The sequence below is a fragment of the Acinetobacter albensis genome (genome assembly GCF_900095025.1).
GTDB classification, from domain to species: domain Bacteria; phylum Pseudomonadota; class Gammaproteobacteria; order Pseudomonadales; family Moraxellaceae; genus Acinetobacter; species Acinetobacter albensis.
Map to the genome: position 1 here is coordinate 104,276 of NZ_FMBK01000003.1, position 25,645 is coordinate 129,920.

Here is a 25,645-nt window from a genome sequence, read left to right on the forward strand (position 1 = left end):
TTTTTTATTCATAAAAATGAAATGTAAACTTCACTTAAACGTCATAGAAACTTCACCTAAATGTCATCACAACAATCTAAGTTATTGATTAATTTTTAAAATCAGTCTAGCCATAATAGCAAGGAAAAAAAATGTACAATGATGATATGACACCATGCCAAGATTTAATCGAAGATAACAATACTTCGAAAAACACCCATTTCCAAACGGTTTTAAACCAATATATGGATCGTCGCAGTTTTATCGCAAAAACGGGTAGCGGTGCAATCGCATTGGCATTTGCAGCTTCTGTCAGCGGATGTTCAGATGATGATAATGCAGAGGCAACACCACCAACAGGTACTCAACCACCAACACCTGAAAGTAATGATAAACATGCATGGAGTGATCTTGCACAGCGTCCAAGCAAGCTCTCTTTTAAAGCTGTAGAAAAAAATACTGAAAATTATTTCAGTGTTCCTGAAGGCTACGCAGTTAAAGTTTTGTACGCAGTGGGCGATCCAATTAACAAACATAATGCGATTAAAATCGACACTATTTCACAATCTGGTGCTTCATATAAATTCCGTTCTGGCGATTGCCACGACGGTATGAGTTTCTTTGGTATGCACGCTACCAATAAAAATTATGCGGCCAAAGAGTCAACGCAAGGTTTACTGGTTTTAAACCATGAGTATCTTGCTCAAAATGAGTTACATCTTCCTCATGCAATTACTCAAGGAATACGTTCTGAAGATCAAGTCATGCGTGAAATAAATGCGCATGGCGTATCTGTAATTGAGATCACAAAAGATGCTTCTTCACAAAATGTCAAAATCAATTTAGATTCACCTTTTAACCGTCGTATTACAGCCCAAACCGAAATGGAAATTCATGGTCCTGCACGTGGCGCTGACTTGTTAAAAACACGCTTTTCTCCTGATGGCACTTTAACACGTGGTACATTTGGTAACTGTGGTAATGGCTATACGCCATGGGGAACATACTTAACAGCAGAAGAAAACTGGAGTGGTTATTTTGCCCGTAAAGCCAATGACACGCGTGAAATTCAAAAAGAAGACGTTGCACTACAACGCTATGGTCGTGGTGGAACAAGTGCCCGATATAGTCAATATGGTTGGAATACTCCTGTAGCAGAACTTACTGGAAATCCTGACTTATACGACTGCTGGGATATTTCAATTAAAGGTGCCAATGCACTACAAGATTATCGTAATGTCATGAATACTTGTGGTTTTATTGTAGAAATTGATCCATTCAGCGCATCTGCTCGTCCAGTCAAACGTACAGCCCTCGGCCGTTTTGCTCATGAAGACTGTCGCTGTAGTAATCCTATTGTAGGTCAGCCATTGGCCTTTTATATGGGGGATGATGCCACTGGCGAATATATGTATAAATTTGTGACAGAAGCGGTCTGGGATCCAAAAGATATGAACGGCGGTTATACTGCTGGTGATAAATATATGGATAAAGGCACGCTCTATGTTGCTAAATTTAATGATGACGGTACTGGTGAATGGTTAGAATTAAGCTTCGACAAGCACGGCTTAAATGCATCAAATCCTACTTACGCTTTTAGTGATCAAGCCGATATCGTTGTTCATGCACGCTTAGCAGCAGATGCTCGAGGCGCCACCAAAATGGACCGTCCAGAATGGGTTGCGGTCAACCCAGAAAATGGTGAAGTCTATGTCACACTGACCAATAACACTAACCGTGGTCGCTCATACGAGACCGATGCTGCCAATCCTCGCAGTTACGTCGATGTAAAAAATGGTAGTGCAAGTAACTCAGGAAATATGAATGGGCATATTATTCGTTTCCATGAAAATGCAGACAAGACAACGGCAACAACCTTTACTTGGGATATTTTCTTGTTTGGCGCAGAAGCTGACGCTGCAGCAAATATTAACTTATCTGGCTTAGATGATCTGAATGACTTTTCTAGCCCAGATGGTATGTGGTTCGACCCGCGTGGTGTGCTTTGGATTCAAACTGATGACGGCCAATATACAGACGAAACTAACTGTATGATGCTTGCAGCACTTCCTGGTAAAGTCGGTGATGGTGGCAAAACAATGGCTGCCTCTACCAAATCTGGAGGACAGGAAACCATTGTCGGTGCTCAATTAAAAAATGATCGTGTCCGCCGTTTCTTAACTGGACCAAGTGGCTGTGAAATAACAGGTGTGACAATGACTCCTGATTACAAAGCAATTTTTGTAAACGTTCAGCATCCTGAAGGTACATGGCCTGCAAACCAAAGTTCTAAATACAGCTTAATGGGGTCTGCTCCAAGGTCAGCGACTGTCGTTATTACGCGTAAAGATGGTGGTGTGATTGCCGGTGAAGCATTAGAAAAAAAAGCAACAACAGCATAAAATAAAATCATAAAATGCCGACCTATGGTCGGCATTTTTTATTGAACCAAAGGAATCTTAAAGTGAATTATTTGACCTTGCGTTGTGCCTTGCTGTGATTTTTCTTGCCACAACCATGTATTATTTTTCAATCTTAAAAAATTTGAACAACGAGTTCCGTAAACAGGACTTTGAATAAAAGTAGACGATAATAAAGCTTCCATTTCAGTGCTAATCCCCGTTTGTGGAAGCCTCTCAGCAATCACTTTTCGTTCATCTTCCAAAATATCCCAAGCAGTGTATTCAAGATCAGCTTCTGCTGTGGTGCTTTGTTGCAACATTGGTAAAAATTCTTGCGTAAAACGCTTACGTAAATGTTTAGTTTTTTCCCATTGCTCCGTTATTAAACCATTAGACACCACATATACCCCTTGAGCCAAAACTTGTGGGGCCTCACCACGGTTGCTCATATACACAGCTTGATCTTGATCACCGACAAATAAATTAAAGCCTGCATAATCACATTGCTTTTTTTCCAATTCTTGAGCGAATCTAATCGGAGTCAAAGACGATTCTAAAAAGGTCTGGATCAAGTGCCCACGTGACGTTGGATATTTCTTTTGATCTTGACCATCACGAAAATTGGTTACTACAGCCCATCGACCAGATTCGGTCACCCCCATCCATGTACCACCTGACTGTAAATCTTGTCCCGCAATAATTGGACTATTTTCCCATGGGGTTAAACCACGGGTTGGACGTTGATAAAATTCATCTCGATTTGAAATTAGACAAAGAGGCATCTCGTCCAAGACATGCCAAGCTAAAGCCACGATACACATATTTTGTACTCATTATCTTTACACATTGAATGTACAACATTTTTCTTTATATTCAGCTAAAATCTGTGCAAAACAGAACGAGAATGAACAGGAATGCTGACCTATCCAAATATTGACCCTATTGCAGTTTCACTAGGCCCCTTACAAGTGCATTGGTATGGACTAATGTACTTACTGGCATTTTTATTTGCTTGGGGACTAGCGACCTACCGAACCAAACAACGTGATGGCTGGACACCGGACATGGTTTCCGACCTAATTTTCTATGGTGCCTTAGGTGTAGTCGTGGGTGGTCGTATGGGCTACGTTTTCTTTTATGGTTTTGAACAGTTTCTTGCCAACCCACTTTGGCTGTTTCAAGTCTGGACAGGCGGTATGAGTTTCCATGGTGGCTTCTTGGGTGTCATGATTGCAATGCTGTTCTGGTGCAAAAAATATAAAATGACATGGTTTCAAACCTTAGACTTCATCGCACCCTGCGTTCCGACAGGTTTAATGTTTGGCCGTATAGGCAATTTTATTGGGGGTGAACTCTATGGTCGCCAAGTCACTGATCCAAACTTTGCTTTGGGTATGATTTTTCCGACAGACCCATTGCAATTGGTTCGCCATCCGTCACAAATTTATCAAGCACTGGCTGAAGGTTTAATTTTATTTATCGTGTTGTGGTGGTTCAGTTCAAAACCACGTCCACGTATGGCCGTTTCAGCGCTGTTCCTGATTGGCTATGGAATTGCACGTTTTGTGGTAGAGTTTTTCCGCGAGCCAGACAATGGACAACTCTTTATCGGCTGGATGAGTAAGGGGCAATTCCTCACTGTACCGATGATTTTGATCGGTCTATGGATGATGTGGTATGCCTACCAAAAGAAAATTTACGATTGGGGACCACAGAAAAATAGTTAAAAGTGAGCGAGGCAAAAGCCTCGCTTTTTTATGGTTATTTTTGCTAAAGTGCATCAATTCCGTTTGATTAATCAAAAAATTATGCTTGAATTTTGGTTTGATTCTAAAGTTTCGATGTGGCGTAAACTGATCATTTTTGCTGCCATCGCCATTACAACTGCTGTGTTGTATTGGATGCAACCCTTGAAACCTGATGCCATCCTCATGTATTTGGGAACGGGAATTATTTTTCTGATATGCCGTTACTGCAAAGTTCATTTCGCTCTAAAAAAGCCCAACGGCTTGTTATATCGTCTACTGCATTGGATTCCAATCGCATTATTACTGGCCTTAATCTTTATGCATATGCAAGAAGGTGAAATTTTGGTTCCTGGTGCTCAAGGTATTGGCTTTATGGCTTTAGCAGTGTGCTTATTCTCACCTTTGTCTTTCTTAAATCGACAGCATAATTCAACCGAGCAAAAATGATTTTAGATTTTTGGTATTCAGCACGATGTACACGACAAATTAAGCTGATTGTTTGTATCACCACATGTGTGATGATTTATCTATGCGCTACAGTGGCACCACTTTCGCCTCTATTCACCATGATCAGTCTTGTCATTGGAATGGCGGTGCATGGATTAAGAGTATTAAGTTTAAAAATAACAGCAGATAACCCCTATCAACGTGGATTTTCTATTTTATTTTTGATTATGCCAATGATCGCACTTATGACATTAATCTCGAGCTTAAGCGCAGAACATAAAGTTATTCTGATACTTCAAGTATTGGGCTTTGCAGCACTTGGTTTATTTCTTTTGTCGACATTTCCACATCGAAAATTTAATTAATCTCAATATGTTTATTGAATCCTGATACTTTTCCTTTTTTATGAAAATTGATGATAAAAAAAGACCGCAAAAGCGGTCTTTTTTTATCATCGAAGATGATTAAGCAGCTAACGCATCTTTAGCTTTAGTCGCTAAAGCTGTGAATGCAACTGCATCATGCATAGCGATATCAGCAAGTACACGACGGTCGATAATCACTTGAGCTTTTTTCAAGCCAGCGATCATACGGCTGTATGACAAACCATTTAAACGCGCACCAGCATTGATACGTGCAATCCACAAAGCGCGGAATTGACGTTTCTTCTGACGACGGTCACGGTAAGCATATTGACCTGCTTTAATTACTGCTTGGAACGCTACGCGATAAACACGTGAGCGAGCGCCGTAGTAACCTTTAGCACGAGCAAGAATTTTTTTATGACGACGATGCGCCTGTACACCACGTTTTACACGAGCCATTTATAATCTCCTTAGATGTATGGGCACATACGACGAACTGAAGCAACGTCACTCACGTGAACCATTACACAGCCGCGTAACTGACGAATACGCTTAGCAGATTTTTTGGTCAAAATGTGGCGTTTGAACGCTTGTTTACGCTTGATACCGTTAGCAGTCGCTTTAAAGCGTTTAGCTGCACCACGGCGAGTTTTCATCTTAGGCATAACAACCTCTTTTGAACACCTGTTCGGAGCGTCTGCACCATTGCAAAAACGACCTGCAGGTAAGGGAGCGCGTATTCTAAAGTATATTTGTTTAAAACAAAAGCACCTCTTCGGAAAAACACAGCACACATTCTGGTTTATTTTGCTCCTGATCGTACTGGTAAGGGTATTTATCCACGATCATGTTACCTTCCCCTGCTTACATATTTGTTGGTATGCAAATACACGTGGATGTATAAGCCTTATTCATTGCACATAGAAATTAAAAACCAACCCAAACATTATTTCAAATGAGAGTTTAGGAGAGCGCAAATCAATATTCTTATAATTAGAGCAATCAGAGATGATATCAGCCTAACAGTGATCTGATTAAGATCACTGTTAGGCTGATATATCTGCGCAAGAGAGAGGACTCAAAAGCATGTTCAAGTACGCGTATTCATTTTTTAGACTTGCCAGTCTGCCTAATTCAGGAAATACTCTGCCTCGAATAATAATCTGCTTTTGCTCTTATCCATGATTTAACTAAAGAAATAGAATTTATGAAACAAATATTGTGTTTTTCTCTACTCATGAGCCTCCCCTTAAGTGCTGTTTATAGCGCTGAAGTTAAAAGCTCCAAACAACTTTCTGTTCAAAAAAGTGCAGCGTTGCCTGCTCATTTGACCACGCGTATTCAATGGACCAAATTTCCTCAACCCGAATATAAGAATGAAGATTTAAAAGACCAAAATCGGAGTGCCATTATTCGTATCTATGCTGATGAAACAGGTCAAATCAGCAAAGCCACTGTGCAAGAAAGTACCGGTTTAGGTGACTTAGACCAACGCTTACTGAAAGCCGTAAATAATGCGCATGTCAAACCTCATATTGAGAATAATATAGCGATTGCACAAATTGGCTATCAAGCATTTAATCTCAAACTGAGTCCAGATCATGAGCGTGAAATTTGCCAATATGGCTTTAATTCTAAAAATTGGCAAGCTCAGCAAAAAGCGAAAAAAACTTCTTTTTCCTATCGAACTCAACCCACTTTAGCGCTCAATTCTGAACAATTAAATGGGCATAATCGTACAATTAAATTTAGTTTTAAAGTCAATAAACAAGGGGATGTCAAAAAAGTTAGAATTAAAAAAGGCTCAGGCATTTTTGCCTTAGATCAAATGCTTGTTCAAGCCGTATCTAATGTACAGGTCGATGTTCAACGTCAATATTGGATTTATAAAAAATCAACACTTAAAGATGAAATCAAGTTTGATTTAGATCAATGTGACTAATCCATTTTGCGTAAAAATAATTATGGATACATAGGTGTGTTCTAATACCACACTTTTTTCCCTCATCATAAAAATGTCATTTCAAAAAGAGAAGGATTTTTCCTGCTCATTTTAGTCAACAGACTTGCATCATTCATCACTTTTGATTCTTTCAAGTGAAAGGATGATGCATCCATATTTTAAAATTTCACTCTGATCATTCAAGTCAAAACCATCGACCATTCTGGTTCGAACCACTTATTTTAGAACAAAGAAAAAGCCAAATACACGAATAAATAACGTGCGAATTTGGCAACACTGACTATGCATAAAAATCGCCAAAAATTTTCTTTGAGTAAACCTGCAATCAAAGTGATTGGATCACCAATAATCGGTAGCCAACTCAAGAATAATGACCAGTAGCCATATTTTTGATAAATTTTTTGAGCTTTCAGCATATTCTGCGCTGAAACAGGAAACCATGTTTTATCTTTAAATTGTTCTATTTTTAAACCCAAATACCAATTTATACATGAACCCAAAACATTACCGAGACTTGCCATCAAAATCACGATATAAACTGGATAATCATCTTGTAATAACACGCCTACCAAGACTGCTTCTGATTGCAATGGCAACAGAGTTGCAGCACCAAATGCTGCACAAAATAATAGCAATAAGCTCAGGATTAAAGCCCAAGTTTTTTCTTGGTCGATCTATATTCATAACTCGACCAAAAAATGGTTAAAACCAAAACAATATACCGACTTAAACTATAACGCTCGGTTAAAGGCTGAATCGCTTCACGTAAAATCTGTTGGTCATTCGTGTTCAAAGTAGCCGCAAAATTTTGAATATGGACTGCTTCTGCAACAAAAATCATTAAACATAAGGCAATACCAAAAATAACACTTAAGTAAATTCTGGCATTCGCTTCGATAATACGTGTCAAATTTAAAAAGAATTCTTTCATTGTGGTCTGTGCATCCAATAAAAAACCACCATTCAGGTGGTTTTTGTGATTATTATTTATTTTATCACAGTTCCAGATGATTCACTTTTAAGGAATCATTTGAATAGATAATGCTTTTTGAACAGCAGGTCTTGCGGTTAAGCGTTCAATATAGTCTTTTACATGTGGATAATCTTCTAATTCAATGTTCTGCCATTCGTAGCGTAATACCCAAGGCAAAATTGCCATATCTGCAATTGAATATTCACCAGCAACATATTTCTGCCCAATCAATTGTTTGTTTAGAACGCCATATAACCTTTTTGTTTCGTTGACATAGCGATCAATGGCATAAGGAATTTTTTCGGCTGCAAATTTCCCGAAATGATGATTTTGCCCTAGCATTGGTCCTAATCCACCCATTTGCCACATCAGCCATTGCTCAACTTCAACACGTTGCTGCTCATCGCTTGGGTAATACATCCCTGTTTTACGGCCTAAATATTGTAAAATTGCGCCCGATTCAAAGATTGAAATAGCCTCACCGCGTGGGCCTTCTTGATCAACAATGGCAGGAATTTTATTGTTTGGAGAAATCTTTAAAAAATCAGGTTGGAACTGATCATTTTCTAAAATATTAATTGGGAAAATTTGATAATCCAAGCCCATTTCTTCTAGTGCGATGGTAATTTTATGTCCATTGGGAGTGCCCCAATAATATAAATCAATCATTTTCTCTCTCTTTTACTGTTCTAGTCTTACTTTAAAATATGAAACAATACCCATCTTTATAGCATCTTTTAGCGCTTAAAAACTTAATCTTTGCTTAAACTTAATAAACACAATTAAGTTGCTTGATCTATTAATTTATCCCTTATTATCCGATTAAGATTTTCTCAATTTTTTTAATTAAAATGCTTGAAAATCTCAATTGCAGACTTATATTTATTCAAAGTAAAGCAATGATCGCGTGAAGCTATAGCTTTACAGAGTGTTGATGCTCAGCATGACAGCCTTGAAATCTTATTTATAAAACTTTGCTAAACTCAGGAGGTTCTATCAATGAGTAATGGAAGTCTTACTCCACTATTTCGTCGCAGTATCGGTTTTGACCGTCTTAATGATCTATTTGATTATGCGATGCAAAGTGATACCCCTAATTATCCACCTTATAATATTGAAAAGACGGGTGACCATCACTACCGCATTGTGGTTGCTACCGCAGGCTTTGCCGAAGAAGAACTGATGATTAATCTTGAAAATCAAGTACTCACCATTTTAGGTAAACCTGCGGAAGAAAGAACCGATAACGCGATTGATTTTTTACATAAAGGAATTGCCCGTCGTTCATTCAAACTCTCGCTACGCCTAGATGAACATATTGAAGTACAGCATGCCAACTATGAAAATGGTTTATTAAAAATAGACTTACAGCGCATTATTCCAGAAGAGAAATTGCCGAGACAAATTCCAATTGGGAAAAGAATTGAACGCTTAGAGTCCACTACTGTCGATGCATAAACCGTATAAAAGACCTGCCTATGTGCAGGTCTTCTTCTATTTCTTCTAGTTTTAATTTAACAATCACCTCAAAAAAATAAAATGATATTTAGAAGCTTATATGAAATATACTGCTCAAGCAGTACATAAAAAATCATAAACATTTGCAAAGAAAAAAATAGGCAAAATATGCATTATTCAAAACCTGCCAATATGGGTCCAGCCACGATTTTTATCGCTTTTATCTGTTTCATCATTCTGATTGGTCTATTTCTTTTTGGCTGGCCACATTATAAAGTATGGAAACAAGGTATGGATGGCCAAGCGGCATTAGCAGAAGCTGAGCAATCCAAAATGATTCAAGTTCAGGTCGCTAAAGCAGAACTGGAAAGTGCGAAATTGCGTGCCGAAGCCATAAAATTAGTCGGTCAAGCCGCGAAAGATTATCCTGAATACCGTAAACAGGAATTTATTGGTGCCTTTGGTGAGGCATTACGTGATGGTCGTATTCAGCAAATTATTTATGTACCGACCGAAGCCAATATTCCAATTGTGGAAGCAGGTAAAAACAGTAGTCCTCTACAACAATAAGTAAAAAAGGCAGGCATAAAAAAGCACTGCCCATGCAGTGCTTTTTTATTCAATGAGTGCTTATTTTTTACGTTTTGGTCCAATGAGCATACCCATTTGACGACCTTCCATTTTTGGTGCCTGTTCAACAGTACCAAATTCAATTACGTCTGCTTCAACTTTTTGTAATTGAGCCAAACCTAATTGTTGGTGAGCCATTTCACGACCACGGAAGCGTAAGGTAATTTTTACCTTGTTGCCTTCTTCAAGGAAACGAAGAATAGCACGCAACTTGATGTTGTAATCGCCAACATCTGTACCTGGACGCAACTTAATTTCTTTCACCTGAACTTGATGCTGTTTTTTCTTCGCATCTTTTTGCTTTTGCTTCAGATCAAACAAATGTTTATTAAAGTCCATGATTTTACAAACAGGTGGCTCTGCATTAGCAACGATCTCGACCAAATCAAGCTCTACTTCTTCTGCAGCACGCAACGCTTCAGCAAGTGAAACGATGCCTTTTTGTTCCCCATCTGCAGCAACGAGACGTACTTCTTTTGCACGAATCTCGTCATTTAATGCAGGACGATTGCTTTTAGCACCTTGTTGTTGGTTACGGTCAGGCTGTTTAATCTTTATTACTCCACAATATACCGGCCACGTTCGGCGACGGCTACTTTCACTAGGTCAACGAAGGCATCAATTGACATAGTACCTAAATTTTTTCCTGAGCGCGTACGAACATTCACTGTTCCTTCCTCAACTTCACGGTCTCCAAGAACCAATAAGTAAGGAATACGCTCTAAAGTACGTTCACGAATCTTAAAGCCGATTTTCTCATTTCTCAAGTCAGAAATGGTACGAATTCCATTTTCTTTAAGTTTCGCAACGACTAAATCACAAGCATCTGCTTGAGAATCAGTAATATTCATGACACACGCTTGCGTTGGTGCAAGCCATGGTGGCATAAAGCCCGCATAGTGTTCAATAAGTATACCAATAAATCGCTCGAAACTGCCAAGTATTGCACGATGCAACATTACAGGTTGATCACGATCATTGTCTTCAGTTACGTAAGACGCGTCTAAACGCTCAGGTAAATTGAAGTCACACTGAATTGTACCACATTGCCAAACACGGCCTAAACAGTCTTTCAATGAGAATTCAATTTTCGGACCGTAGAACGCACCTTCACCCGGTTGTAAGTCCCACTCTAATCCCGCAGTATCTAAAGCATCAGCCAGAGATTTTTCTGCCATGTCCCACAGTGCATCTTCACCGACGCGTTTCTCTGGGCGGGTAGACAACTTCATCTGCACTTCTTCGAAACCGAAGTCTTTATATACATCTAAAGTCAGTTTAATAAAGTCAGCCACTTCTTGGCCAATTTGCTCTTTGGTACAGAAAATATGTGCATCATCTTGAGTAAAGCCACGAACACGCATAATGCCGTGCAATGAACCCGATGGTTCGTTACGGTGACAAGAACCGAACTCAGCCAAACGAATTGGCAAATCACGGTATGATTTTAAACCTTGGTTGAACACTTGTACGTGACAAGGACAGTTCATCGGTTTAATGGCATAGTTACGGCTTTCTGAATGCGTCGTGAACATACCATCTGCATAGTTTGCAGCATGACCTGATTTTTCCCAAAGAGTGAAATCAACCACTTGTGGGGTACGAATTTCGAGGTAGCCATTATCTTGTTGTACTTTACGCATGTATTGTTCAAGCACTTGATAAATGGTCCAACCGTTCGGATGCCAGAACACCATACCTGGTGCTTCTTCTTGCATATGGAACAGGTCTAAGGCTTTACCAATTTTACGGTGATCGCGTTTTTCTGCTTCTTCAATACGTTTTACATAAGCCGCAAGCTGTTTCTTGTCTGCCCACGCTGTACCATAAATGCGTTGTAACTGTTCATTCTTCGCATCACCACGCCAGTAAGCACCTGACATTTTAGTGAGCTTGAATGATTTTAAGAATTTAGTGTTGGGAACGTGTGGACCACGACACATATCGACGTATTCTTGATGATAGTACAAGCCCATTTGGGTCTCGTCTGGCATATCATCAATTAAACGTAATTTATAATCTTCGCCACGTTGCGTGAATAATTCAATGACTTCAGCACGAGGTGTCATTTTTTTAATGACATCATAATCTTCATCGATCAGCTTTTTCATGCGTGCTTCGATGGCTCCGAAGTCATCTAAAGTAAATGGTTTTTCACTGAAGATATCGTAATAGAATCCTTCTTCAATCACTGGACCAATGACCATTTTTGCTTCTGGGAACAATTGCTTAACTGCATGACCCACCAAGTGTGCGCATGAGTGACGAATAATTTCGACACCTTCGTCATCTTTTGGCGTAATAATTTGCAAACTTGCATCAGTGGTAATCAAGTCAGATGCGTCGACTAAACGTCCATCCACTTTCCCTGCAACTGTATTTTTTGCAAGACCTGGGCCGATGCTCGTCGCAACTTCCATCACAGATACGGCGTGATCAAATTCTTTTTGATCGCCATTTGGCAAAGTGATAATTGGCATAAAAAATCCTTAAGGAGTGATGCCCAGTACCATAGGGCATATCACCGCGAGATTATGATCAAGGCGAGCCTCAAAAGATAAAAACGGTGGATAAATAAAATTTGCTGAGAATTTTACACTGTCATTCCCTTTTTATAAACCTTAGACAAAAGTTAATCGTAAATTAAATTGGTTTTTAATCTTAAAAATAAATACAAGGCGCTTTAATCTTTGAGTTTTTTATTAAAAATCCCCAAGAAAAAGATCACAATATTGCTCCAATTTAAACAATATCTTTGTACAACACTCTGCTTTTTATCGATCAGTTATAGATGTATGATTATTTTTTAACACTGCTCTTTTGGCTTGTACTTTTCAAATAAACTATTTTTAAAAAGCAAATTTTAAAACCGAACAGTTCAACAGACCGAAATACCACAAAACAATTTTATTATTATTCAATTATTTATAATTATTCAAAAAACACTCGACTAAAGCATAACTGCAAGACCGACAACAAAGGCATATCTTTTTTAGCAGGATATGAAAATAAATATGGAATGGAGTTTCAACATGATGAGTGCATACGATGAATTACCGCGCACCCCAGCCAATTTTGTGGCACTGTCACCTTTACGCTATTTAGATCGTGCCGCGTATATCTATCCTCATCAACATGCCATTATTCATGGTCAGCGCCGAATTAGTTGGCAACAAACGTATCAGCGTTGCCGCCAATTTGCTTCAAAACTCCAAAAACTTGGTATTGGCAAAAATGATACCGTGTCTGTACTCTTACCTAATGTCCCAGCGATGATTGAAGCACATTTTGCAGTGCCTATGGCCGGTGCTGTACTCAACACCTTAAATACGCGTTTAGATGCCAAAACGCTCGCCTTTATGCTTGAGCATGCTGAAACCAAAGTACTTTTGGTAGATCCAGAATTTGTAAGCCTTGCTACGGAAGCACTCGCTCTAGTTACACAGAATATTTATGTCATTGATGTGGCTGATGCGGAATATGAACATCCTTCAATCCCAATGGGTCAAATCGAATATGAAGAATGGCTAGTGGATGGTGATGTAAACTTTGAATGGCATTTACCACAAGATGAATGGGATGCAATCAGTCTCAGTTATACCTCTGGCACTACAGGCAATCCAAAAGGCGTGGTTTACCATCATCGTGGTGCTTATATCAATGCAGCTAGCAATATCATTGCCTGCGGCATGACCCCACGTGCCACTTACCTATGGACACTTCCCCTCTTCCATTGTAATGGCTGGTGCTTTGCTTGGACCATGGCGGCCAACGGTGGAACCAATGTCTGCCTAAGAAAAGTCGATGCTGAATTAATTTTCAAATTGATTGCTGAACATAAAGTCGATTATTTCTGCGGGGCTCCTATTGTACTCTCGATGCTCATTAATACACCTGAACAGAAAAAAACTGCTTTTGATCATCGTGTAGAAGTGATGGTGGCAGGTGCAGCACCTCCTGCTGCTATTATTGAGGGCATGCGTCATATCGGTATTAATGTAACTCATGTTTATGGTTTAACCGAAACCTATGGACCTTCTGCCTTATGCGCCTCACAAGCAGGTTGGAGCGACCTTTCGATTCAAGAACAAGCCAAACTCCATTCACGACAAGGTGTGCCATATCCATTACAAGATGGTATGAAAGTGCTTGATCCTGAAACCATGCAAGAAGTGCCACATGATGGTGAAACCATGGGGGAAATTATGTTCCGCGGCAATATTGTCATGAAAGGCTACTTAAAGAACCCTCAAGCAACCAAAGAAGCTTTTGCTGGTGGCTGGTTCCATACAGGCGATTTAGCTGTTTGCCAACCTGATGGCTATGCAAAAATTACCGATCGCTCAAAAGATGTCATTATTTCAGGAGGAGAGAACATTTCATCGCTTGAAGTGGAAGAAGTACTTTATCAACATCCTGCCGTACTCACTGCGGCAGTGGTGGCAAAACCTGACCCACGTTGGCAAGAAGTACCATGCGCTTTCATTGAACTCAAAGAAGGTAAAACTGCCACGCCTGAAGAATTGATTGAATTCTGCAAACAACATTTAGCACGTTTTAAAGTGCCAAAAGATGTAATGATTACTGAAATTCCTAAAACATCTACAGGGAAGTTGCAGAAATTTATCTTACGTGATTGGGCTAAAGAACGTGCAAACAGTGAAGTAATTTAAAAGCCTCAGCCTAAATTTTCTAGAATAGAATATAAAAGTGCGCATGTAAAAAACGGCTTAAAATAAGCCGTTTTTTACTGTTCAATTCATTCTATGAAAAGCTTTATAGCAAAACTGTGGTATTGAGATTCATCAGTTATCTGAAATTAATGCCACTTGCTGAATATAGTTAAATAATTTCAACTTAGAGGCAGCGACCTGCTCTTCAGGTAATTCCTTAGTAATATCACGTTGAATACGCAAAATATGCTGACGAATCGGATGATGTTCAGCCGCATTATGCGCTTTCATAAACTCTTTAATGGCAGGGTCACCTTGAGCAATCATACGATCGACCCAACGCTGTAATTGTGCGGTTTTTTTCGCACCCTGTTGCGGTGTCAAATAAGACAAAATTACGGCTTCATCTTCATTACGCAATAACTTACCAATCCGTAAAAATTGGCGACGACGCGCTTCATGTGAAGTTATGGTACGTACATCTAATAATGCATCAATCAAACGCTCTTCCACAGGAAGTTTTTGAATCTGTTTAAGACTCAATTCTGACAATTGCTCACCCAAAGCAGCCATACGCTGAACTGCTTTCTTTTGTTCGGTTTTGCTTGCACGCCCTTCTAAAGTTTCAAAGTCATCTTCAGTAAAACGCTGTTGCGGTCGACGTGCCACGATTAATCTGCCTCGTAAAATTTTGCTGCGAATAGTGCATGAATTTCAGATAAAGCTTGTTCTTCATCTGTACCATCTAGGACTAAACGTAAAGTTGTGCCTTTGCCTGCACCAAGCATCAGCAAAGACATAATATTTTTTGCATCCACTAATTTATCACCTTTCCCAATTTGAATCGATGAACGAAATTTGGTGGTCACTTCAATTAGCTTTCCAGATGCACGCGCATGTAAACCTAGTTTATTAATTACGTCAACAGTTGTGTCAATCATGACCAGTGCTTCATTTCTCTATGTAAGACCTGAATAGACCAATTTTCCTCAAGGGCTTTTTTGAGTCTATCCACCATATATACTGAACGATGCTGCCCTCCCGTACATCCAATCGACACCGTCATATAATGACGATGGCCTTCTGAAAAGGCAGGCAGCCACTTATCTAAAAAATAATAAATATCTTGAAACATCTCATTGGTCTGTTCACTTTGCAGCAAAAATTGTTGCACAGGTAAATCTAAACCTGAATATTTCCGCAATTCCAAATCCCAATGAGGATTGGGCAGATGGCGGACATCAAATACATAATCTGCATCCAATGGAATACCGTGTTTATAACCAAAAGATTGTAAAATTAAAATTAATTTATCGGACTGTCCAAGTTTAGACAATAAAGTATGTTTTAGATCATGCACACTTTTATCTGTAGTATCAATATGGACTGTGGAACGTAATTGTATCGGAAGCAATAAGGTTTTTTCTTCTTGAATACATTGATTTAAACTTTTGAAACGACCAGCCAAAGGATGTGGTCGACGTGATGCACTAAATCGAGAAATCAATTCCTGATCTTGTGTAGTCAAATAAATAATATCGACTGAACCATATTTTTGCAGTTGCTCAAAAACAAGATCAAATTCTTGTAAATCTGCTCGTGTGCTACGTACATCAACACCTAACGCGAGTTGTTCAAGATTATTCTCTCGATCAAGTTTTTCAACTATTTCAGGCAGTAATGCCAAAGGTAGATTATCAATACAGTAATAACCCAAATCCTCAAGCACCTGCAAAGCAGATGACTTTCCTGATCCAGATTGTCCTGTAACGATTAAAATACGCTTCATGGCAAGGCTGTCCTTAATAACTTATCTATACAGTATATTTGACTTGCAGGTTATCAATTAGACGGGTGGTGCCGAGTTTAGCAGCAACAAATAACACCACATCCTGATTAAATACTTCAATTTTGTCTAAATCTAATGTGCGCGCTTCCACATAATCCACAATAAAACCTGCTTGTGTCAATGTTTGCTTAATATTTTCTAACACTTCAGCTAAGTTAACAGCCTGCTTCAGTTGTTGTTCAGCCTCTTTTAAACTCTGAAATATGATCGGTGCAGTTTTACGCTGTTCTTCAGTTAAATAGCCGTTGCGCGAACTGAGTGCCAAGCCATCTGTCGCACGCGTAATCGGTACGCCAATTACTTCTAAAGGAATATTCAAATCACGGACAAACTGACGAATAACCGCTAATTGCTGATAATCTTTTTGTCCAAAAAATGCAAAATTGGGTTGTACCATATTGAACAGTTTAGTGACCACGACGGCAACACCATCAAAGTGACCAGGACGCTGTAAACCACACAAATCATTGGTAATATCAGACACGCTAATATTGGTTAGACGTGGTTTATGACCATACATTTGTTCAACACTTGGTGCAAAAACGATATCGCACCCCACTTCGGCCAGTAAATGGCTATCGTGTTCTAAAGTACGTGGATAATTTTCAAAATCTTCATTGGGGCCAAACTGAATGGGATTAACAAAAATACTCACCACCACCACATCGCATAAACGACGTGCTTCGCGTACCAAATTCAAATGACCTTCGTGTAAATTACCCATGGTCGGTACAAAACCAATAATTTTACGCGACGATCGAGCTGGGCTCAGTGAAGCGGTCAAGCCTTGTATGGTAGTTTCTGTTTTCATGTTACAGCTCGACTTGAAAAGTATGTTCTTTGGCAGGAAATGAAGCGTCTTGAACTGCAGCATGATACGCTTTAAACGCATCTAAAATAGCCGTTTCCCCTGACTGTTCTTTCATAAAATTACGGACAAATTTAGCCACACGACCAAACGTTAAACCGAGCATATCTTGTACAACCAATACTTGGCCATCTGTATCTACGCCTGCACCAATCCCAATGACAGGAATATGCGGGAATAATTCAGTAATTTCTTTACCCAATTGGGCTGGTACACATTCAAGTAACAATAATGCCGCACCTGCTTCCACTACAGCTTTACAGTCTGCAATTAATTGATCCGCAGCCTCACGGGTACGGGCTTGCAATTTATAACCACCAAAAACATGTACAGATTGTGGTGTTAGACCCAAATGAACACACACGGGTATTCCATTACGCGTGAATACCGTTACTGTTTCACTCAGCCATGCACCACCTTCAATTTTGACCATCTGTGCACCGGCTTGCATCACAGTTTTAGCACTCACTAAAGCATCATTAAGCGTGGCATAACTCATGAAAGGTAAATCAGTCATAATGAAGGCATGCTGATTACCACGACGTACGGCTGCTGTATGGTATGCCATATCTTCGACCGTAACAGGCAGGGTTGAATCACGACCTTGAATAGCCATCCCTAAAGAGTCACCAATTAAAATACTATCGATTTCTGCTATTTCCATCGCTTTTGCCATACTGGCATCGTAGCAAGTCAGACAGGAAAATTTTCGCCCATCTGTTTTAAATTGTTTTAAATTACTGAGACTAATCATCAAGATGTTCCTCTATCTTGTTCCAAGAACATGCCTAAATTAAATATTCGCCCACGATTCATCATCCAAAAGTGAAACGGTCGGATGTTGTATGACAGACAAATCTTTTAATTGTTGTGTTTTAACTTGCATATTTACATCTAAATCGAGCAAAGGAATAACCACAAAATCTCGTTCTAGTAATCCAACATGCGGAACGCTTAAACGTTCATTCTGAATATTTTCTTGGCCATACAGCAGCAAGTCCAAATCCAGCGTCCGCTCACCCCAACGTCGTAAACGAACTCGACCTGATTCTTGCTCAAAATACTGTAATTGATCCAACAATGCGAGCGCGGTTAAATCAGTTTCCAGTCGAACCACTGCATTTAAATAATGCGGTTGGTCTTGCGGCCCCATCGGTGGACTTTGATATAGTTTTGAAACCTGAACAGCACCCAGCATTGCTAGTTTTTGTACAGCTTCACGCAAAATCTGCCGTGAATCGCCTAAATTACTGCCTAAACCAATATACGTTATGATCATTGGGTGGGCCCAAAGACCACATGACTTAGATCACGCTTAACCCGTTTACGTTTTAAAATCGGATGGTCATAAGCAATTGCTGAACCATCAGATGCTGAAAATGCCTGTTGAACTGGTTTTTCAGGTCTGCTTCTACTTTTACGATCACGGCGATTGCGAGGTTCTGGCTCATTGACCAATGGTTCAATTTCAACTTGAGCCGCTCTAGTATCTACTGTTTCTTCTACCACCGCAGCTTTACGACGACTTTTTGCACGTTGACGGTTATATTGACTGATGGCACGTTCTTTTTCATCGGTGCTCATGAGCTGATACGTATCCCACCACATTCCCATCCCTTGGGTACTCGCATCACCAGATTTTTCGCGCAATAATAAAAAGTCAAAGCCAGCACGAAAACGCGCATGGTTTGCTAAGGCTTGAATTTGCTGCGGCTTAGGGCTGAGTAAACGGGTTTGCATTTCCCAAACTTCACGAATAAAAGTTTCAGCAAAGCGAGGAATAATCGTTCGTGTCGCCTGACGCTTTAATACATCTAAACCTGCTTGTGCACGCGCTTCAGCAGGAACAGTACCTTTACTCAAATAAAACTCACAACGTTCTAAAAAAGGTTTCCAGAGCAATACCGCATAGAAAAATGCTGGATTAATCGTTTTGCCAATTTGAATACGTTGATCAGTATTGATTGCAGCACGTTCAATAAATGTGCTGATCTGAGGCGGAATTTCTGCAAATAACTGACTCCAAATATCAAAATCAATTAACATTGGCAGTACACGATTTAAATGGCCCATCGTGAATAATTTTTGCGACTCATCATATAAACGATGAGGAGAAATATCACGTAATAACGGGGTCAATTTAGGCGTAAAAATTTCTAATATTTCAGGTGCAATACTAAAATTTAGTTTGGCTGCAAAGCGTAAAGTCCGTAACATTCGTACTGGATCTTCTTCAAAACGTAAAGTTGGATCGCCCAACAAACGTAACGTTTTATTTTTAATATCATCGATGGCATGACAGAAATCAAGCACAATACCCATGTGTGGTTGATAGTACATAGCATTGATCGAGAAATCACGACGAATAAAATCTTGTTCAATCGTGCCCCAATTATTATCGCGTAAAATCATACCAGAAGCTGAAGTGACCGCTTTTTTAGGCGGTGCACGAAAAGTGGCAACTTCTATCAATTCACGACCCGAATACACATGGGCCAATTCAAAACGTCGTCCAATAATACGACAACGCCTTCCAAAAACGTCTTTAATCTGAGCAGGTGTTGCATTGGTGACGGCATCAAAATCTTTAGGATTTAGGCCTAGCATTAGGTCACGAACACCACCACCAACAATGTAGGCTTCAAAGCCTGCCTTGGTTAAAGCCTCGATAACATCTAATATGGAAGAAGGTAATTGAGCGGTTGATAAACCACATTTTGACGCGCGCAAAGTTTGCAAAAGACGCTGTCTCCTACGTCTGAACGTAAAATATCTAAGATGACGCTAATCATATATCTAACACCATCAAAGGGCAATTTGATTATCTCATTGCTGGATATTTTGTTGTGGGCGATGAAATGTATTTATCCACAATTATAAGCTCAGATTATAACGTTAAATTACAATCCTAAGCGCTGTTTATTTTTGGCAAATAATGCAGGCCCAATACCTTTTACCTGCTGTACATCCTCAATGGTTTTAAATTTTCCATTTTTTTGTCGGTAAGCAATAATAGCTTCTGCTTTCTTTAAACCTACCCCAGATAAAGTTTGCAACTGCTCTGCATTGGCTTGATTTAAACTGACTTTATTGCCCGTTACAGCAACTAAACTTGGTTTTGCTAAATAATAATTTTGAGATGTTGCTGTATTTGGACCTTTTAAACGTGCATCTTGAGCATCTTGATCCGCCTTCCATTTCAAATACTCTTGATCAAATTTTTGAGCATACCCATTTGAACCCAACAGCAAGGAGATGAAAATCCCCATATATAAAAAATCACTGAGTATCTGTATTCTTTTTTGCATTGTAGATTAAACCTATTTTTTTAATTGTTGTTTTGCCTGTTCCCAAAGCTGATCCATTTCTTCTAATGTCATATTTTCCACAGTTTTGTGGTGTTGTAATGCCTGATCTTCAATGAAAGCAAAGCGTGTTTTAAATTTATGAATAGTGCTTAATAACGCCATTTCACTAGAAAGCCCCAGTTTACGTCCAACATTGATCAGTGAAAATAGACAATCTCCAAATTCATCAAAAATTTCGTCTGAATTTTGATTCTGCATGGCTTGTTGCAACTCGGACAACTCTTCATTCAGTTTGCCAAAAGCATCATTAACATTTGGAAAATCAAAACCAATTTTTGCCGCTTTTTTTTGGATTTCATGTGCTTGCTGAATGGCAGGCCCATGTTTTACCTCATCTAAGCGAGATTGTATTTTAGCTTGCTTTTCTTGTTGTTTGATCTGCTGCCAAAGTAGGGCAACATCATCTGAACTGAGCTGTAAAAATGCATCTGCCTGAAAAACATGTGGATGACGACGAATCATTTTTTGAGTAATCGCCTTCACGACATCATTAAAATCAAAGGCATTCTGCTCACTGTACATTTGCGACTGAAATACCACTTGCAGAAGTAAATCTCCTAGTTCATCGCGAATATCTTCAATATTGCCTTGCCGTACGGCTGCTTCGACTTCATAGGCTTCTTCAATTGCATATTGAGTTAAACTTTGTGGTGTTTGCTGCTGATCCCATGGACATTTTTCTCGTAACTCACGCATCACGGCCAATAATTGTTCCATAGTCTGACTCTCTCCGTTTTTTTGATGGTAAATCGCGATTATTTAAATATCTGAATTTTAGGAAAATTAAAACCTTTACAAGATGCTTCCGAACGCCAAGCCACTGTCAACATGACATCTCCTAAATTAAAATTTTGATAAGCAAAAGTTCCAATCATCGGATGACTACACATCCCGCCATTTTCAATAGGATGCACATTGGTTTGTAATTCATTTAGACTTAAACGCACACCCAATCCCGCAGCTTTCAATACAGATTCTTTAGTGGTCCAGACTTTAAACCAATATTCAGCATCTTGCTGCAACTCATTCCAGCACTGCAACTCTTTGGCATGAAAAGCATGTTTCGCCAACGCTTCGAATCGCACCTGACGATCTAAATCTTCTATATCCACTCCTAAATCAGGCATGTACCGACTACTGGCTAAAGCATAATTTTTTTGACTATGACTATGATTAAAATGAAATGCAGAAAAATGCGTTAAATACGGTTTGCCATATTCGGTGACAGAAAAAGCATCCTGCTGAATGTCAGTTTCTAATTGCTGCGCCAACAATTGGTTACGATGCTCATAGATTTTTTGTTTTTGCAGTTGAATTTTCGCCCTACGATCAAGCCCATGAGATAAACCGACAATCTTCTCTAGCGTAGCTACATCCACTCGTATAACTTTGCTCACCTACATCTCCGTCATGACCCATTCCATTACATCTTAAAACAAAAAAGCCCCAAGTAAACTTCGGGCTTTTATCATTAAGAGACGATCACTTAGCTTTTGAATTTCTTTTCAGCTTTTTTAAACTTCTGCACATAACGGCGTTTACGTGCTGCAATACGCTCATCCATTTGTGTTTTTCGACCTTCAAATGGATTTTCAGAGGTTTTAAATTCAATCCGAACTGGTGTCCCTTCAAGCTTATAGACTTTACGGAATACGTTCTCAAGATAACGACGATAATCGGCAGGGGTTTTATCTACCTTATTACCATGCACCACAATTGTTGGTGGATTTTGTCCACCCATGTGCGCATAACGCATTTTAATACGACGACCGCTAATCATAGGCGGTTGATGTGCTTCAGTCGCATCATTCAAAATCTGTGTGATTTTGGCAGGTGAAACTTTTAAATGCGAAGAATCATAAGCACGATGGATCGAAGGATATAAATCACCGACTCCAGTACCATGTAAGGCAGAAATCAAATGTACTTTTGCCCATGGAATAAAGTCAAAACGACGATCGACGTCAAGCTTACATTGCTTGCGGTCGTACTCGGTCATGTTATCCCATTTATTGATTGCAATCACCATCGCACGACCCGCTTCTAAAGCATAGCCGATTAAATGTAAATCTTGTTCTACCACGCCTTCACGTGCATCGAGCACGACAACAATAACATGTGCATCTTTAATGGCTTGTAAAGTTTTAACAATCGAGAATTTCTCAATCATTTCATCCACTTTACCTTTCCGACGCACACCTGCCGTATCAATTAAAGTATATTTTTTCTCATTGCGCTCATACGGAATATAAATCGAATCTCGCGTTGTTCCTGGCATGTCGTACACCACGACACGATCTTCACCCAACAAACGGTTGACCAAAGTCGATTTACCTACATTCGGTCGACCAATCACCGCCAAACGTAAGCCCGTATTTTTGTCATGTTCTTCTTGGCTTTCATCTTCAGGAATATCAGACAATACTTCTTCAAGCATTTGAGCCACACCACGACCATGACTTGCAGCCACGTGAAGAGGTTCGCCAAAGCCCAGTTGATAAAACTCAACCACAGCGGCTTCTGCATGGACGCCATCTACTTTATTGGCCACCAAATAAACTTTTTTGCCCAAAGTACGAATTTCGCGAGCAATTTGCTCATCAGATGCCAGTAAGCCTGCACGTGCATCGACGACAAAAACAATAATATCAGCTTCATTGATGGCTGTTTTCGACTGTTCTGCCATATAAGCATCAATGCCTGCTTCACTTTCGCCAATACCACCAGTATCCACGACAATGAAGGATTTATTTTGATAAACAGCATCACCATATTTACGGTCGCGAGTGAGTCCCGCAAAGTCAGCAACAAGTGCATCACGACTCTTGGTAATCTGATTAAACAACGTTGATTTTCCGACGTTCGGACGACCAATGAGCGCAATAACGGGTTTCATAGAATAACCTTTATTCAAAATCAGCCAGTGAGACTGGTCTGAACATCAGAAACAATGGAAGAATATAAAATATAAATAACTAAATAAAACACGGGGCATTGAAAATTTTCAAATACCCCGTGTTTAAAAAATACGGATTTGGACTAGTTTAACATAAGCCAATAAAAATTAACGGTTCTGCCAAACGCTTAATGCGCCCTTTCTCGTAGAAACATACAATTGTCCGTCAATCACACGCAAAGAACGCACTTCACCACTGGTTTTTGAACGCCCCACAAGCTGTCCAGACGTGGGATCAATTAAATGCAATACGCCATCTAAATCACCCACCACCAAGTCTTGTCCTAAAATAACAGGATTGCTTAACTGACGATTCAGCAAACTTTCGTTTTGCCATAACTGCTCACCTGTAGTGAGTGCATAAGCGGTAATCTTACCGTCGGCTTGAGTTACATAAACAATATTATTCGATACTTCTGGACGCTGGATACTGCTAGCATCTTCACTCCACACCACTTGCTGTGAAGCTAAATCGGTAACCGTTACTTGGCCTTGAAAACTGGTGGTCACCAAAAACTGACCCGCAACCACTGGATCACCATCAATATCATTTAGACGTTGAATATCTGAACGTCCTTCGCTGACTGAAACACGGCGCTGCATACGCGGAATACCGCTTAATACATCAAGCGCGTAAACATAAGCATTGGATGAAGCAATTAACACTGTACGTGAGTCAAGTGCAACCGGTGATGCCATACCTCGTAAACTAAATTGTACATTCGGCATGTTATAGGTCCAGACTTGCTGACCTGTGGCGAGATCATGTGCATAGACCGTACCATCGTTGCTAACACTAATCACACGACCTGATTGAATGAGTGAAGCCGATAGTAAAGCACCTGACAACTGCGCACTCCATTTTTGCTCACCTGTTGCTTGATCAAGCGCAAACAGTTGGCCTTTTTTATTCCCAACAATGACTATTCCTTCAGCAGCTTCTACGCCAGAACTTAGACCTTGTTTAGAAACTTTTGTTTCCCACAAACGCTGTTTACCTTTATAGGCAGTTACCTCACCTTTCGGATCAAGTGCGAAGATAACGCCATTATCTACATCTAAACGCAAACGTAACGGATCTTCTTCACTGGTTGAAGAAACACTTTGGGAAAATACAGGCACAAGGCTTTTTGCTTGAACTAATTTTGGTAATGGATTGGGTTTCACCTTTTCCACTTTCACTTTATTGGTTGAACAACCAACAAGTGCAAAAGTTAAAATAGTGAGTGCAAACGGTATTTTATATTTTCTATCCATCATGTTTTATCCACTTGTGTTTCTAAAATTGGGCGCTCAACTTCAGGATCATCAACTAAAACGCCAACACTTTCGAGTTTAATTTGTAAAATTTGACGCTCTTGCTTACGCTCAATCAATGTTTCCCAAGCGCTCATGTATGATTTTTTGGCATTTTCGATATCATTTTTTGCCACATATACGTCACCACGTGCTTCATCAGCCGTCGCTTTAAATGCAGGATCAGTCACTACTGCTAATGTTTTAATCGCATCATCATATTTTTTCTGGGCTAACTGCGTATATGCCAATCGTAAATTAACCACTTGAATCAGGCCAACATCGTCCACTTTAGCATGTTGAACTTTTTTCAAAGCACGTTCAGCATGGGCATAATCAGCTTTATCGTAAGCTAATTTTGCCATCAGTAATTGGGTTTGAATCGCCTGCACTGAGTCTGGAGACTCTTTTACAATTTTATCCGCTGTTGAAGCAAGCGCATTAAAGGCATTCTCATTTCCCTGCACACTTCTCGCTTCGTCCATTAACTGTTGAACTTTTGCAGTTTCCATTTGAGATTCAGCTAAATTTTTCTTCTGCCAGTATTCCCATCCAAAAAAGGCAATCAACGCAATTAAAATCCCACTGATCATGGCAGAACCATATTTCTTGGTGAAAGATTTCAAGTTATCAAATTGCTCGTCATCACTTAATGCATTCATGTGATTGC

General features: G+C 39.6%; 29 protein-coding genes. 8 read left to right on the top strand and 21 right to left on the bottom strand.

The genetic code is table 11. The features are described from left to right. The first annotated feature begins 131 nt into the window (after positions 1 to 131). Positions 132 to 2,381: a PhoX family protein gene (locus GA0116959_RS02960; protein ID WP_092718260.1), complete on the top strand. Its 2,250-nt coding sequence runs from the start codon at positions 132 to 134 to the stop codon at positions 2,379 to 2,381. 38 nt (positions 2,382 to 2,419) lie between these two features. Here GA0116959_RS02960 and GA0116959_RS02965 read toward each other — a convergent pair whose 3' ends face one another. Next, positions 2,420 to 3,202, bottom strand: a complete 783-nt coding sequence (locus GA0116959_RS02965; protein WP_092718263.1) for an NRDE family protein — start codon at positions 3,200 to 3,202, stop codon at positions 2,420 to 2,422. Positions 3,203 to 3,295: 93 nt separating this feature from the next. On the opposite strand from GA0116959_RS02965, the gene lgt reads away from it, so the two are divergent. The 3 genes from lgt (at position 3,296) to GA0116959_RS02980 (ending at position 4,941) form a co-directional block, all read left to right on the top strand. Then, the gene (lgt, locus tag GA0116959_RS02970) at positions 3,296 to 4,108 is read left to right on the top strand and encodes a prolipoprotein diacylglyceryl transferase (protein ID WP_092718266.1); all 813 of its coding nucleotides are present in this window, start codon (positions 3,296 to 3,298) and stop codon (positions 4,106 to 4,108) included. Positions 4,109 to 4,189: 81 nt separating this feature from the next. Next, positions 4,190 to 4,576: a hypothetical protein gene (locus GA0116959_RS02975; protein ID WP_092718514.1), complete on the top strand. Its 387-nt coding sequence runs from the start codon at positions 4,190 to 4,192 to the stop codon at positions 4,574 to 4,576. After that, positions 4,576 to 4,941 carry a hypothetical protein gene (locus tag GA0116959_RS02980; RefSeq protein WP_092718517.1) on the top strand — a complete coding sequence of 122 codons (366 nt, stop codon included), beginning with the start codon at positions 4,576 to 4,578 and terminating at the stop codon, positions 4,939 to 4,941. The genes GA0116959_RS02975 and GA0116959_RS02980 overlap by 1 nt, the downstream gene beginning before the upstream one ends. Positions 4,942 to 5,040: 99 nt before the next feature. On the opposite strand, the gene rplT is transcribed toward GA0116959_RS02980, so the two are convergent. Beyond that, positions 5,041 to 5,400 (bottom strand): 50S ribosomal protein L20, encoded by a 360-nt coding sequence (rplT, locus tag GA0116959_RS02985; RefSeq protein ID WP_053578758.1) that lies wholly within the window; start codon positions 5,398 to 5,400, stop codon positions 5,041 to 5,043. A gap of 11 nt (positions 5,401 to 5,411) precedes the next feature. Beyond that, positions 5,412 to 5,606 carry a 50S ribosomal protein L35 gene (gene rpmI, locus GA0116959_RS02990; RefSeq protein WP_004672526.1) on the bottom strand — a complete coding sequence of 65 codons (195 nt, stop codon included), beginning with the start codon at positions 5,604 to 5,606 and terminating at the stop codon, positions 5,412 to 5,414. Positions 5,607 to 6,148: 542 nt separating this feature from the next. Here rpmI and GA0116959_RS02995 point away from each other — a divergent pair. Continuing rightward, positions 6,149 to 6,883 (top strand): energy transducer TonB, encoded by a 735-nt coding sequence (locus GA0116959_RS02995; RefSeq protein WP_092718268.1) that lies wholly within the window; start codon positions 6,149 to 6,151, stop codon positions 6,881 to 6,883. Positions 6,884 to 7,125: 242 nt separating this feature from the next. Here the strand turns inward: GA0116959_RS02995 and GA0116959_RS03000 are convergent, their stop codons facing one another. The 3 genes from GA0116959_RS03000 to GA0116959_RS03010 all read right to left on the bottom strand — a co-directional run bounded on the left by GA0116959_RS03000 (position 7,126) and on the right by GA0116959_RS03010 (position 8,546). Next, positions 7,126 to 7,548, bottom strand: a complete 423-nt coding sequence (locus tag GA0116959_RS03000) for a YqaA family protein (RefSeq protein ID WP_053578760.1) — start codon at positions 7,546 to 7,548, stop codon at positions 7,126 to 7,128. Positions 7,549 to 7,550: 2 nt separating this feature from the next. Further along, positions 7,551 to 7,835 carry a hypothetical protein gene (locus GA0116959_RS03005; protein ID WP_053578761.1) on the bottom strand — a complete coding sequence of 95 codons (285 nt, stop codon included), beginning with the start codon at positions 7,833 to 7,835 and terminating at the stop codon, positions 7,551 to 7,553. Between the two features lie 87 nt (positions 7,836 to 7,922). Then, a complete protein-coding gene (locus tag GA0116959_RS03010; protein WP_092718270.1) occupies positions 7,923 to 8,546 on the bottom strand; it encodes a glutathione S-transferase N-terminal domain-containing protein in 624 nt (207 codons plus the stop codon). A gap of 330 nt (positions 8,547 to 8,876) precedes the next feature. Here GA0116959_RS03010 and GA0116959_RS03015 point away from each other — a divergent pair, with 330 nt between their 5' ends. After that, positions 8,877 to 9,335 (top strand): Hsp20 family protein, encoded by a 459-nt coding sequence (locus tag GA0116959_RS03015; protein ID WP_092718273.1) that lies wholly within the window; start codon positions 8,877 to 8,879, stop codon positions 9,333 to 9,335. A gap of 192 nt (positions 9,336 to 9,527) precedes the next feature. Then, entirely contained in the window at positions 9,528 to 9,905 is a 378-nt protein-coding gene (locus GA0116959_RS03020) for an SPFH domain-containing protein (protein ID WP_092718520.1), read from the top strand. A 60-nt stretch (positions 9,906 to 9,965) separates the two neighbouring features. Here the strand turns inward: GA0116959_RS03020 and infC are convergent, their stop codons facing one another. Beyond that, the gene (gene infC / locus GA0116959_RS03025) at positions 9,966 to 10,517 is read right to left on the bottom strand and encodes a translation initiation factor IF-3 (protein WP_081405741.1); all 552 of its coding nucleotides are present in this window, start codon (positions 10,515 to 10,517) and stop codon (positions 9,966 to 9,968) included. 5 nt (positions 10,518 to 10,522) lie between these two features. Next, entirely contained in the window at positions 10,523 to 12,445 is a 1,923-nt protein-coding gene (gene thrS / locus GA0116959_RS03030; protein ID WP_092718276.1) for a threonine--tRNA ligase, read from the bottom strand. Between the two features lie 552 nt (positions 12,446 to 12,997). Here thrS and GA0116959_RS03035 point away from each other — a divergent pair. After that, positions 12,998 to 14,638, top strand: coding sequence for an acyl-CoA synthetase (locus GA0116959_RS03035; protein WP_092718278.1), 1,641 nt, complete (start codon positions 12,998 to 13,000; stop codon positions 14,636 to 14,638). A 132-nt stretch (positions 14,639 to 14,770) separates the two neighbouring features. Here GA0116959_RS03035 and yjgA read toward each other — a convergent pair whose 3' ends face one another. From yjgA to GA0116959_RS03100, 13 genes are all read right to left on the bottom strand, one after another. Next, positions 14,771 to 15,307 carry a ribosome biogenesis factor YjgA gene (yjgA, locus tag GA0116959_RS03040; protein ID WP_053578768.1) on the bottom strand — a complete coding sequence of 179 codons (537 nt, stop codon included), beginning with the start codon at positions 15,305 to 15,307 and terminating at the stop codon, positions 14,771 to 14,773. Between the two features lie 2 nt (positions 15,308 to 15,309). Beyond that, complete coding sequence (locus GA0116959_RS03045; RefSeq protein WP_053578769.1) at positions 15,310 to 15,579, bottom strand: HPr family phosphocarrier protein; 270 nt, start codon at positions 15,577 to 15,579, stop codon at positions 15,310 to 15,312. Then, positions 15,576 to 16,427 carry an RNase adapter RapZ gene (gene rapZ / locus GA0116959_RS03050; protein ID WP_053578770.1) on the bottom strand — a complete coding sequence of 284 codons (852 nt, stop codon included), beginning with the start codon at positions 16,425 to 16,427 and terminating at the stop codon, positions 15,576 to 15,578. Before rapZ ends, GA0116959_RS03045 begins: the two co-directional genes overlap by 4 nt. Before the next feature lie 25 nt (positions 16,428 to 16,452). Then, positions 16,453 to 17,298, bottom strand: coding sequence for a pantoate--beta-alanine ligase (gene panC / locus GA0116959_RS03055; RefSeq protein ID WP_092718281.1), 846 nt, complete (start codon positions 17,296 to 17,298; stop codon positions 16,453 to 16,455). 1 nt (position 17,299) lies between these two features. Beyond that, the gene (panB, locus tag GA0116959_RS03060; RefSeq protein ID WP_053578772.1) at positions 17,300 to 18,109 is read right to left on the bottom strand and encodes a 3-methyl-2-oxobutanoate hydroxymethyltransferase; all 810 of its coding nucleotides are present in this window, start codon (positions 18,107 to 18,109) and stop codon (positions 17,300 to 17,302) included. Between the two features lie 39 nt (positions 18,110 to 18,148). Next, positions 18,149 to 18,634, bottom strand: coding sequence for a 2-amino-4-hydroxy-6-hydroxymethyldihydropteridine diphosphokinase (gene folK / locus GA0116959_RS03065; RefSeq protein WP_092718284.1), 486 nt, complete (start codon positions 18,632 to 18,634; stop codon positions 18,149 to 18,151). Continuing rightward, complete coding sequence (pcnB, locus tag GA0116959_RS03070) at positions 18,631 to 20,094, bottom strand: polynucleotide adenylyltransferase PcnB (RefSeq protein WP_092718287.1); 1,464 nt, start codon at positions 20,092 to 20,094, stop codon at positions 18,631 to 18,633. Before pcnB ends, folK begins: the two co-directional genes overlap by 4 nt. A 161-nt stretch (positions 20,095 to 20,255) precedes the next feature. Further along, on the bottom strand, positions 20,256 to 20,663 hold the full coding sequence (locus tag GA0116959_RS03075; protein ID WP_053578775.1) for a ComEA family DNA-binding protein: 408 nt from the start codon (positions 20,661 to 20,663) through the stop codon (positions 20,256 to 20,258). A gap of 12 nt (positions 20,664 to 20,675) precedes the next feature. Further along, positions 20,676 to 21,440 (bottom strand): nucleoside triphosphate pyrophosphohydrolase, encoded by a 765-nt coding sequence (gene mazG, locus GA0116959_RS03080; RefSeq protein WP_092718290.1) that lies wholly within the window; start codon positions 21,438 to 21,440, stop codon positions 20,676 to 20,678. A gap of 38 nt (positions 21,441 to 21,478) precedes the next feature. Next, entirely contained in the window at positions 21,479 to 22,120 is a 642-nt protein-coding gene (locus GA0116959_RS03085; protein ID WP_092718292.1) for a 4'-phosphopantetheinyl transferase family protein, read from the bottom strand. An 89-nt stretch (positions 22,121 to 22,209) separates the two neighbouring features. Continuing rightward, complete coding sequence (der, locus tag GA0116959_RS03090) at positions 22,210 to 23,619, bottom strand: ribosome biogenesis GTPase Der (RefSeq protein WP_092718295.1); 1,410 nt, start codon at positions 23,617 to 23,619, stop codon at positions 22,210 to 22,212. 168 nt (positions 23,620 to 23,787) lie between these two features. Next, entirely contained in the window at positions 23,788 to 24,936 is a 1,149-nt protein-coding gene (gene bamB / locus GA0116959_RS03095) for an outer membrane protein assembly factor BamB (RefSeq protein ID WP_053578779.1), read from the bottom strand. Then, a complete protein-coding gene (locus GA0116959_RS03100; RefSeq protein ID WP_053578780.1) occupies positions 24,936 to 25,637 on the bottom strand; it encodes a YfgM family protein in 702 nt (233 codons plus the stop codon). The genes bamB and GA0116959_RS03100 overlap by 1 nt, the downstream gene beginning before the upstream one ends. Between the last annotated feature and the right edge of the window lie 8 nt (positions 25,638 to 25,645).